The sequence below is a fragment of the Serinicoccus chungangensis genome (genome assembly GCF_001483745.1).
GTDB classification, from domain to species: domain Bacteria; phylum Actinomycetota; class Actinomycetes; order Actinomycetales; family Dermatophilaceae; genus Ornithinicoccus; species Ornithinicoccus chungangensis_A.
Genome location: NZ_LQBL01000002.1, coordinates 142205 through 152711 on the forward strand (window position 1 = coordinate 142205; position 10507 = coordinate 152711).

Annotated in this window: 9 protein-coding genes; 1 reads left to right on the forward strand and 8 read right to left on the reverse strand. The window is 74.4% G+C overall.

The window, feature by feature from the left end; all coding sequences use genetic code 11:
* Window positions 1-8 precede the first annotated feature (8 nt).
* The 3 genes from AVL62_RS18005 to purH are packed head-to-tail and all read right to left on the reverse strand — an operon-like array spanning window position 9 to window position 2615.
* On the reverse strand, window positions 9-767 hold the full coding sequence (locus tag AVL62_RS18005; RefSeq protein ID WP_161937812.1) for a DMT family transporter: 759 nt from the start codon (window positions 765-767) through the stop codon (window positions 9-11).
* On the reverse strand, window positions 698-1045 hold the full coding sequence (locus AVL62_RS18010; RefSeq protein ID WP_058889811.1) for a DMT family transporter: 348 nt from the start codon (window positions 1043-1045) through the stop codon (window positions 698-700). Before AVL62_RS18010 ends, AVL62_RS18005 begins: the two co-directional genes overlap by 70 nt.
* Window positions 1035-2615, reverse strand: coding sequence for a bifunctional phosphoribosylaminoimidazolecarboxamide formyltransferase/IMP cyclohydrolase (purH, locus tag AVL62_RS00925; RefSeq protein WP_153011599.1), 1581 nt, complete (start codon window positions 2613-2615; stop codon window positions 1035-1037). Before purH ends, AVL62_RS18010 begins: the two co-directional genes overlap by 11 nt.
* 209 nt (window positions 2616-2824) lie before the next feature.
* On the opposite strand from purH, the gene AVL62_RS00930 reads away from it, so the two are divergent.
* The gene (locus AVL62_RS00930; protein ID WP_235585447.1) at window positions 2825-3454 is read left to right on the forward strand and encodes a class I SAM-dependent methyltransferase; all 630 of its coding nucleotides are present in this window, start codon (window positions 2825-2827) and stop codon (window positions 3452-3454) included.
* Here AVL62_RS00930 and purN read toward each other — a convergent pair.
* From purN to pcrA, 5 genes are all read right to left on the reverse strand, one after another.
* Window positions 3413-4006 (reverse strand): phosphoribosylglycinamide formyltransferase, encoded by a 594-nt coding sequence (purN, locus tag AVL62_RS00935; RefSeq protein ID WP_058889812.1) that lies wholly within the window; start codon window positions 4004-4006, stop codon window positions 3413-3415. The two genes, AVL62_RS00930 and purN, sit on opposite strands and share 42 nt — an antisense overlap.
* Window positions 4007-4022: 16 nt before the next feature.
* Window positions 4023-5324, reverse strand: a complete 1302-nt coding sequence (locus tag AVL62_RS00940; RefSeq protein ID WP_153011592.1) for a DUF6350 family protein — start codon at window positions 5322-5324, stop codon at window positions 4023-4025.
* Window positions 5325-5414: 90 nt separating this feature from the next.
* Window positions 5415-6305 carry a succinate--CoA ligase subunit alpha gene (gene sucD / locus AVL62_RS00945; RefSeq protein ID WP_058889814.1) on the reverse strand — a complete coding sequence of 297 codons (891 nt, stop codon included), beginning with the start codon at window positions 6303-6305 and terminating at the stop codon, window positions 5415-5417.
* A 40-nt stretch (window positions 6306-6345) separates the two neighbouring features.
* Window positions 6346-7527, reverse strand: a complete 1182-nt coding sequence (gene sucC / locus AVL62_RS00950) for an ADP-forming succinate--CoA ligase subunit beta (protein ID WP_058889815.1) — start codon at window positions 7525-7527, stop codon at window positions 6346-6348.
* Between the two features lie 339 nt (window positions 7528-7866).
* On the reverse strand, window positions 7867-10413 hold the full coding sequence (gene pcrA, locus AVL62_RS00955) for a DNA helicase PcrA (protein ID WP_058889816.1): 2547 nt from the start codon (window positions 10411-10413) through the stop codon (window positions 7867-7869).
* Window positions 10414-10507 lie beyond the last annotated feature (94 nt).

Genomic DNA, 10507 nt, shown 5'->3' on the forward strand with positions numbered 1-10507 from the left:
CGGGGAGCCTACCGGTGCGCGACCACCGGGGGCGAGGACGCACGCCGGCCCCGCGCGGGCCGGGCCAGCGCGGCCCAGACCGAGGCGGTGAGCGCCAGGGCGACGCCCAGGAGCAGCTGAGGTCCCAGGGCCGCGCGGCCCACCGGGTCGAGGGCGTCGAGCAGCACGCCCACCACCAGCTGGGTCGTGATGGTGACCAGGGCGAAGACGAGGACGGGCAGGTGCTGGACCGCGTAGGCCGCGAGGGCGATGAAGACGATGCCCATGACCCCTCCGGTCCACGCCCACCAGGGCAGCCCGGCCTGCACGGCGCTCGGTCGCACCCCGCCGGCGAGCGAGGCCACCAGACCGACGAGCACCAGCGTCAGCGTCCCGGTGAGGAAGTTGACCCAGGCGGTCGCGACCGGCGCCCTGCTCACGGTGGTCACCACGCCGTTGAGCGCCTGCTGCACCGAGGTGAGCGCGCCGGCGGCGCAGACCAGCACGAGCGCCACGGCGAACCCCACGCCCGCGCCGGTCGCGGCACCACCCTCCTCCGGCCGGGCCGTCGCGGCGACCGCCACCCCGACCACGGCGAGCGCGGCCGCCCCCACCCGGCCGGCCCGCCACGGCTGCGCGGGTCCGGGGCCGAGACCGGCGCGGTCCACGAGCAGCGCGCTGACCGACTGCCCGCCGATGACCGCGACGAGGAAGGCGGTCACCCCGACCAGCGGAACGGCATACGTCTGGCTGGCGACGAGCAGCGCACCCCCGACACCGCCGACCACCTGCCACCGCCGCAGCCCCCGGACCGCACCGCCGACCACACGGCCGCGGCGCGCCGGCGCAGCGGGGCGAGCGCCAGCAGCAGCGTGAGCACGACCAGCCCGCTGCCGAAGGAGAGCGTGGCGGCGGGGAGCGCCCCCACCTGCTCCGAGAGCACCCCGTTGACCCGGGACTGGACCGGCAGCACCGCCCCGCAGACGCCGGCCGCCAGCAGCGGCAGGAGGGTGGTCAGCAGGGGCCGGGCCCCGACGGGGGACGTCTGCGCGGCGTCAGTGGGCAAAGTGCCGGGTGCCGGTGAAGTACATCGTCACCCCCGCCTGCTCGGCCGCGGCGACGACCTCCTCGTCCCGGATCGACCCGCCCGGGGCGACCACCGCCCGGACCCCGGCGTCGAGCAGCACCTGGAGGCCGTCGGCGAAGGGGAAGAACGCGTCGGAGGAGACGACCGACCCGCTGGCCCGCTCCCCCGCCCGGCGCACCGCCAGCTGGCAGGAGTCCACCCGGTTGACCTGGCCCATGCCCACCCCGACCGACGCGCCGGCGTCGGCCAGCAGGATCGCGTTGGACTTCGTCGCGCGGACCGCACGCCAGGCGAACTGCAGGTCGGCGAGCGTGGCCTCGTCGGCGGGCTCGCCGGCGACCAGGCGCCAGCGGGCGGCGTCGTCCCCGCCTCCCTCCACCTGCGCGTCCACGGCGTCGACCTCCTGGACGAGCAGCCCGCCGGAGATGGGGCGGGTCTCGACCCCACCGGCCTGCGGCGAGGCGACCCGGAGTAGCCGCAGGTTCTTCTTCGTGCGCAGGATCTCCAGGGCGGCCGGCTCGAAGTCCGGTGCGACGACGACCTCGGTGAACACCTCGGCGACCTGCCGGGCCATCTGCTCGCTCACCGGGCGGTTGGTCGCGACGATCCCGCCGAAGGCCGAGACCGGGTCGCAGGCGTGCGCCTTGGCGTGGGCGTCGGCGACGTCGGTCCCCACGGCGATCCCGCACGGGTTGGCGTGCTTGATGATCGCCACGGTCGGCTGGTCGCCGTGGTCGTGCGCGGCGCGCCGGGCGGCGTCGGCGTCGACGTAGTTGTTGAAGGACATCTCCTTGCCGCCCAGCTGCTCGGCCTGGGCCAGGCCGGGGGCGGTCGGGTGGCCGTCGGCGTAGAGCGCGGCCCGCTGGTGCGGGTTCTCGCCGTAGCGCAGCACCGCCGCGCGGTCCCAGGTCGCCCCCCTCCAGGCGGGGAAGCCGTTCCCCTCGCCGGTGTCGGTGAGCGCGTCGCCCATCCACGAGGCGACGTGCACGTCGTAGGTCGCGGTGTGCACGAAGGCGTCGGCGGCCAGCCGCCGGCGCTGCGCCAGGGTGAAGCCGCCCCCGGCGACCGCCGCCAGCACCTCCGGGTATACCGCGGGGCTGGTGACGACGGCGACGCTGCGGTGGTTCTTGGCCGCGGCGCGGACCATGGACGGGCCACCGATGTCGATCTGCTCGACGCACGCGTCCTGGTCCGCCCCGGAGGCCACCGTGTCGGCGAACGGGTAGAGGTTGCCGACGACCAGGTCGAAGGCCTCGACGCCCAGCTCGTCCAGCTGCCGCACGTGCTCGGGGTTGGTGGTGTCCGCCAGCAGCCCGGCGTGGACCCGCGGGTGCAGGGTCTTGACCCGGCCGTCGAGGCACTCGGGGAAGCCGGTGAGCTCCTCCACGCGGGTGACCGGCAGGCCCAGGCCCTCGATCCGGGCGGCCGACCCGCCGGTGGAGACCAGGGCCACGCCGGCCTCGGCCAGGCCGGTGACGAGCTCGTCCAGGCCGGTCTTGTCGTAGACCGAGACGAGGGCGCGGCGGACCGGCCGGCGTCCGTCGGGCAGGGTGTCGTGCGAGGGGGTCGGGCTGCTCAGGGCGAATCGCTCCTCTGGTGCGGTCCGGGCCGCCGGTTCCGGGCGTCCGGACGGACGGTGCGGGCACCCAGGCGGGCGATACCCACGCGTGCACTCCCCGGTGGTGCCCCACCCGCGCCAGTCGTGTGCCCCCAGTCTAGCCACCACCGGGCGCACCCCCGGGCCGGTAGGTTCGGGACGTGGACGCACGGGACGCACGGGGGGTGCGGCACGCCCGGCACTGGGACCGGCTGGCCGACCGCTACGACGAGGTGTCGGCCGGCGTGGAGCGCCGCTTCCTCGCGGCCAGCCGCCCCTGGGTGGCGGGCCGCGCCCGCGGGCGCGTGCTCGAGGTCGGGGTGGGGACCGGGGCGAACCTGCCCTTCTACCCGGCCGGTGTCGAGCTCGTGTGCCTCGAGCGCAGCGCCCCCATGCTCGAGCAGGCCCGGCGGCGCGCGGCCGCCGTCGACCGGCCGGCGACCTTCGTCCTGGGCGACGCGGGCGCCCTCGCCGTCGACGACGCCTCCGTGGACACGGTCGTCTCCACCTTCACCCTGTGCTGCGTGCCCGACCTCGAGGCCGCGCTCGCGGAGATGGTCCGCGTGCTGCGACCCGGCGGGGCGCTGCTGCTGGCCGACCACGTGGCCTCCGACCACTGGTGGGTGCGGGCGCCGCAGGCGCTGGTGGACGCGGTCACCGTGCCGCTGGCCGGCGAGCACCTCGGGCGTCGCCCCGCGGCCCGCCTGGCCGCCCTCGGCCTGGAGGTGGTGGAGTCGCGGCGGACGACGCTAGGCCTCATCGAGCGGGTGCACGCGCGCCAGCCCGGGTAGGGCGGCCACGAGCATCTCCCGCTCGGCGACCTTGATGCGCTCGTGCAGGCTCTCCTCGGTGTCGCAGGCCAGCACCGGCACGGCCCGCTGGTCGAGGATCGGGCCGGTGTCGACCCCGGCGTCGACCTCGTGCAGGGTGCACCCGCTGACCTTGACGCCGTGGGCGAGGGCGTCCCGGACGGCGTGCGCCCCGGGGAACGCGGGCAGCAGCGCGGGGTGGGTGTTGACGACCCGGTGCGCGGCCAGCACGGCGGGGCCCAGGATCCGCATGAACCCCGCGCTGAGCACGAGGTCCGGGTGGTGGGCGGCGATGCGCGCGGCCAGCGCGACGTCCCAGGCCTCCCGGTCGGGGTGGGCGGTCACCGGCTCGACGAAGGTCGGCAGACCGCGGCGACGCGCGCGCTCCAGGCCCTCGATCCCGTCCCGGTCGGCCCCCACGGCCACGACGTCCACGGCGTAGGCGGGGTCGGTGCACGCCTCGAGCACCGCCTCCAGGAGGGTGCCGCTGCCGGAGACCAGGGCCACCACGCGGGGTCGGGGCAGCCCGCTCACGGGTGACCGGCCCGGCTCACCGACGGCTCCGGAGCCGCCGCCGGCTCAGGTGCAGCGCGGTGACGACCACCAGCCCGCCCGCCGCCAGCTCGAACAGCAGCATCCCGGACACCCGCCACGGCTCGACGCCGACGGTCCCCAGCCGGCCCGGGGTGAGCCCGCCGGTCGCCAGCCAGGACAGCACCAGGACGACCCCCGCGACGGCCACGCAGGAGGCCAGCATGATCTGCGCCTTCGTCCACCAGGAGGCCAGCCGCGAGGCCGAGCCGACGGCGCGGTAGCCGATCCAGCCCCCCGCGACCAGGGGGACCAGCGCCAGCGCCCACATCCCGGGCGGCATGGCCCCCGGCTCGGGCAGCGCACCGAGCACCGGCAGCATGGGCAGGTCGCCCGCGGTGGTGTCGGTCCACCCCACGTGCACGGTCCCGACGGTGACCCCCGATCCCGTCATCCAGGCCAGCGCCCAGACCATGAGGTTGGGCAGCGCCAGGAGCTGGCCGACGGTCAGCAGCGAGGTGCCCACCAGCCCGGCGTCCAGCGAGCCGTAGAGGGTGACGATCCGCTCCCCGCGCAGCACCAGCAGCCCCAGCACGAGGAGCAGCGCGACGGTGACCAGCCCGACCAGGACCTCGGCGACCGGCGGGAGGGCCCGGCGCACGAGGACCGGCGTGCGCGCCTCGAGGAAGGCCAGACCGGCCCCGACGGTGGGGTGCTCCTCCCGGCGGTGCTCCCCCAGCCACACCAGCCCGAGGGCCACCAGCGGCACGAGCACGGCGCCGGGGACGAGCGTGAGCAGGCGTACCGGCGCGAGCCCGAAGCTCGCGGTGTGGGCGACGAGCAGGCCGGTGAGGAGGTAGCCGACGACGAAGGCCGTGCCGTCGGAGCCGCCCAGCGCGCTCCACGCCGTCCGCCACCCGCCGATCCGCGGCACCCGGGCGGTGAGGTGGTGCCGGCTCAGGACGACCTGACGGGCGGCATACCAGCAGAGCCCGAGGAAGAGCAGGGTGAGCAGCAGCGGCGCCAGGACCACCTCCGCCGCCGGGGTGCTGATGCTCGCGCGGTGCGCCAGCGCCCAGACGTCGACCCCCACGCCGACCGTCTGCCAGAAGGTCGCCGTGCTGCGCTCCTCGACGACCCACGCCAGCACCGTGGGCAGGACCACGACGAGCAGCCCGACGAGCACGCAGACGACCCCGGCCGTCGCCGCGCCGAGCAGCTCACCCAGCCGGCGGACGGTCAGGACCGGCCCCCGCCCGGGCACGCCCTCGCGCGCCGCCTCCGGGGACCTGCTGCCGCTCGTCCGCTCCACCACAGTCATCCCCACCATGGTCGGGGACGGCGGGCGGGTGCGTCGGGAGGCGCGCCGGTCCGGGCCGGGCAGTCCGGTCGGACCGGCGGGCGCCCGGGCTCAGCCCAGGCCCGCGACGATCTCCCGCATGAGCTCGGCGGTCTCGGAGGGAGTCTTGCCGACCTTGACCCCGGCGGCCTCCAGGGCCTCCTTCTTGGCCGCGGCCGTGCCCGAGGACCCGCTGACGATGGCGCCGGCGTGGCCCATGGTCTTGCCCTCCGGCGCGGTGAACCCGGCGACGTAGCCGACGACCGGCTTGGTGACGTGCTCCTTGATGTAGTCGGCGGCCCGCTCCTCGGCGTCGCCCCCGATCTCCCCGATCATGACGATCGCGTCGGTGTCCGGATCGTCCTGGAACGCCTGGAGGCAGTCGATGTGGGTCGTGCCGATGATGGGGTCGCCACCGATGCCGACAGCCGTGGAGAAGCCGATCTCCCGCAGCTCGTACATCATCTGGTAGGTCAGGGTGCCCGACTTGGACACCAGGCCGATCCGGCCGGGGCCGGTGATGTCGGCCGGGATGATGCCGGCGTTGGACTGCTCGGGGCTGATGAGCCCGGGGCAGTTGGGGCCGATGATGCGGGTGGTCCCCTTCGCCTGCGCGTAGGCGAAGAACTCGGCCGTGTCCTGGACCGGCACGCCCTCGGTGATGACGACGGCCAGCGGCATGCCCGCGTCCACCGCCTCGACGACCGCGGCCTTGGTGAAGGCGGGAGGCACGAAGAGGACGGACACGTCGGCGCCGGTGGCCTCCATCGCCTCGGCGACGGAGCCGAAGACCGGCACCTGCACGCCGTCCTCGAAGTCGACGGTCTGCCCGGCCTTGCGCGGGTTGACGCCGCCGACGACCTGGGTGCCCGAGCGCAGCATGCGCTGGGTGTGCTTCATGCCCTCGGAGCCGGTCATGCCCTGGACGATGACGTGGGAGTCGTGGGTGAGGAAGATCGCCATGGTGGTCTCTAGATTCCTTCGGTATGTCGTGTCGTCAGGGTCAGTTCGCGGCCAGCTCGGCGGCCCGCCGGGCGGCGCCGTCCATGGTGTCCTCGATGGTCACCAGCGGGTGGTCGGCCCGGGCGAGGATGGCGCGCCCCTCCTCGACGTTGTTGCCGTCGAGCCGGACGACGAGAGGCTTCGTGGCCTCGTCCCCGAGGATCTCCAGCGCCGAGACGATGCCGGTGGCGACCGCGTCGCAGGCGGTGATCCCGCCGAAGACGTTGACGAAGACCGACCTCACCTGGTCGTCGTTCAGGATGACGTCGAGACCGTTGGACATGACCTCGGCCGAGGCGCCTCCCCCGATGTCGAGGAAGTTGGCCGGCTTGGCCCGCCCTCCGGTGTGCTCCTCGCCGGCGTAGGCCACCACGTCGAGGGTCGACATGACCAGCCCGGCGCCGTTGCCGATGATGCCGACGTTGCCGTCCAGCTTGACGTAGTTGAGGCCCATCTCCTTGGCCTTGGCCTCCAGCGGGTCGGCGGCCGCGGTGTCGGCGAGCGCCGCGTGGTCCTCGTGCCGGAAGTCGGCGTTGTCGTCCAGGGTGACCTTGCCGTCGAGGGCCAGCACCTGGCCGTCCTCGGTCTTCACCATGGGGTTGACCTCGACGAGCGTCGCGTCCTCGCCCTGGTAGACGTCCCAGAGGCGCACCAGCGCCGGGGCGATCGCGTCCACGTCGGCGGTGTCGAAGCCGGCCTGCTCCAGGATGTGGCGGGCGGTGGCGTCGTCGATGCCGGTCCGGGCGTCGACCGACACCCGCGCCAGGGCCTCGGGCCGCTCCTCGGCGAGGGTCTCGATGTCCACCCCGCCCTCCTTGCTGCACATCGCGAGCAGCGAGCGGTTGGTGCGGTCCAGGAGGAGGGAGAAGTAGTACTCCTCGGCGATCTTGGCCCCCTGGGCGATCATCACGGCACCGACCGTGTGGCCCTTGATGTCCATGCCGAGGATCTGCTCGGCAGCCTCCACGGCCTCCTGCGGGCTGCGGGCGAGCTTGACGCCACCGGCCTTGCCCCGCCCCCCGACCTTGACCTGGGCCTTGACGACCACGACCCCGCCGCTCCCGGCGCCGACGCGCTCGGCCGCCGGACCGGCGTCCGCCGCGTCGGTGACGACCTCGGCGGCGAGCACGGGCACCCCGTGCTTCTCGAAGAGGTCACGTGCCTGGTACTCGAACAGATCCACAGTTGCGGTTCCCGTCTGTCGATGAGGGCCGGAGGAGCTCCGGCCTGCCGGTGGTCACCGCACGACCGCACGCAAGGGGCGCCGTCGGCGGCACTGCGAGGCAGACTATCGCAGCGGCATACCCGGTCTGCGCCAGCACCAGCGACGGTGGACGGCAGGGACACCGGCACCCTCGACACCTGTGCACGCTCCTGCACCCGGTGCGTGCGGTAGAACGTGCGCACCGGGTGCAGAAGCGTGCACAGGTGACGCTGGCGTGCACACGTGACGCTGGCGTGCACAGGTCCGCAGAGCGACGGCGGGCGAGCGGAGGTGCCGGGAGCCGGCCCGACCGCCAGCTCAGAGCTTGACCAGCGGAGCCACCCGCACCAGCAGCCGCTTGAGGCCGGCCTCGCCGAAGTCCACGTGCGCCATCGCGTGCTTGCCGGTCCCCTCCACGAGGACCACCGTGCCCATGCCGAAGCTGTCGTGGCTCACCTTGTCGCCGGCGGCCAGTCCCGCCAGCTCGGTCTCCTGCTCCGGGGTGCGGTCGCGCCCGGGCACGCTGCCCCGCGGGTCGAGCCGCACGGCCGCCGGACGTCCGCCGCCCGGCCCCCCGCGGCCCCCGGCATACCCCCCGGACCAGCTCAGGCCCATCCCCTCGGCAGCGGATCGACGCCCGCCCATGCTCATCCGGTCGGCGTCGGTGCGCTCCCAGGTGACGAGGTCGTCGGGGATCTCGTCGAGGAAGCGGGAGGCGGGGAACCACTGCGGCGCGCCGAACGCCGCCCGGCTGCCGGCCCGGGACAGGTGCAGCTGCTCGCGCGCCCGGGTGATCCCGACGTAGGCCAGCCGTCGCTCCTCCTCGAGCTCGTCCGGGTCGTCGAGGCTGCGCTGGTGCGGGAAGGTGCCGTCCTCGAGGCCGGTGAGGAAGACCACCGGGAACTCCAGGCCCTTGGCGGTGTGCAGCGTCATCAGCGTGACCACGCCCTGGTCCTGCCCCCGCCCTGCCTCGCCCTCGGCCGAGCCCTCGGGGATCTCGTCGGCGTCGGCGACCAGCGAGACCTGCTCGAGGAAGTCGACCAGGCCCCCCTCCGGGTAGTTGTCGTCGAACTCGCGGGCGACGGTGACGAGCTCGGTGAGGTTCTCCACCCGCGTCTCGTCCTGGGGGTCGTGGCTGGCGCGGAGCTCGGCGAGGTAGCCGGTGCGGTCGAGGATCGCCTCGAGCAGGGCCCCGATCCCCGACCCCTCCTCCGCGGCGAGGTCGCCGAGCTCCTCGAGCAGGGCCGTGAAGCCGGAGAGCGCGGCGACCGAGCGCGAGGCGATGCCCGGCGCGTCGCCGGCCCGGCCCAGGGCGGCGACGAACGGGATGCGCTCACGCTCGGCCAGGGACGTCACGGCGGCCACCGCGCGGTCACCGATGCCCCTCTTGGGGGTGTTGAGGATGCGCCGCAGGTTGACGTCGTCGGCGGGGTTGGCGATGACCCGTAGGTAGGCCAGGGCGTCCTTGACCTCCCGGCGCTCGTAGAAGCGGGTGCCCCCGACGACCTTGTAGGGCAGCCCGGTGCGGACCAGCACCTCCTCCAGGGCCCGGGACTGGGCGTTGGTGCGGTAGAACACCGCGACGTCACCGGGCCGGACGCCCCGCTCGTCGGCGAGCTCGTCGATGCGGCGGGCCACGAAGGAGGCCTCGTCGTGCTCGCTGTCGGCGACGTAGCCGACGATTCGGTGGCCCTCCCCCTGGTCGGTCCACAGGCGCTTGTCGCGCCGCCGCGGGTTGCGAGCGATGACGGCGTTCGCCGCGGTGAGGATGGTGCTGGTGGAGCGGTAGTTCTGCTCGAGCAGGATGGTGCGGGCCTGCGGGTAGTCCTGCTCGAACTCGACGATGTTGCGGATCGTCGCGCCGCGGAAGGCGTAGATGGACTGGTCGGCGTCGCCGACGACGCACAGCTCGGCCGGCGGCAGCTCGCGGCTGCCCCCGTCGACGATGTCCCCGGCGAACCCGACGAGCTCCCTGACCAAGGCGTACTGGGCGTGGTTGGTGTCCTGGTACTCGTCGACCATGACGTGCCGGAACCGCCGCCGGTAGTGCTCGCGCACGGCGGGGAAGGCGCGCAGCAGGTGGACCGTGGTGGAGATGATGTCGTCGAAGTCCAGGGCGTTGGCCGCCCGGAGCCGGCGTTGGTACATCGTGTAGGCCTCGGCCACCTTGGCCTCGTAGCTGTTGGCCCCGACGGTGGCGGCGAAGGCCTCCTCGTCGACGAGCTCGTTCTTGGCGTTCGAGACCTTCGCCAGGAAGGCCCGCGCCGGGTAGCGCTTCGGGTCCAGGTCGAGGTCACGGATGACCATGCCCATGAGCCGCTGGCTGTCGGCCGCGTCGTAGATGGAGAACGAGCTGCGCAGCCCGGCGGTCTGGGCCTCCCGGCGCAGGATGCGCACGCAGGCGGAGTGGAAGGTCGAGACCCACATGGCCTTGGCCCGGGGGCCGACGAGTGCCTCGACCCGCTCGCGCATCTCGGCCGCCGCCTTGTTGGTGAAGGTGATCGCCAGGATCTGTCCGGGGTGGACGTGCCGCTCACCCAGGAGGTAGGCGATGCGGTGGGTCAGCACCCGGGTCTTGCCCGACCCCGCACCGGCCACGATGAGCAGCGGGCTGCCCTGGTGACGCACCGCCTCCGCCTGGGGCTCGTTGAGCCCGGCGAGGAGCTCCTCGACGGTGGGTCCGGAGGGGCTCCGGCCCGGGCCCGTCCCGGACGGCGGCGGGTCGCCGGACACGGCCCAGGCGGGCACACCGCGGTCGTCGACGGGCCCGTCGCCCCGGTGCGGGCCCGCGTGCCCGCTGGCCGCGGCCGCGCTCATCGAGGGGACCGGGTCGTCGAAGGGGAGGTGGTCGAAGAGGCCGCTCATCGCCCTCCATCCTAGGCAGCCGCACCGACGTGCCCACCCAGGTCGTCCACAACCGCGAGCCCTACCCTGGTGGCGTGACCTCCCGTCGACCGCG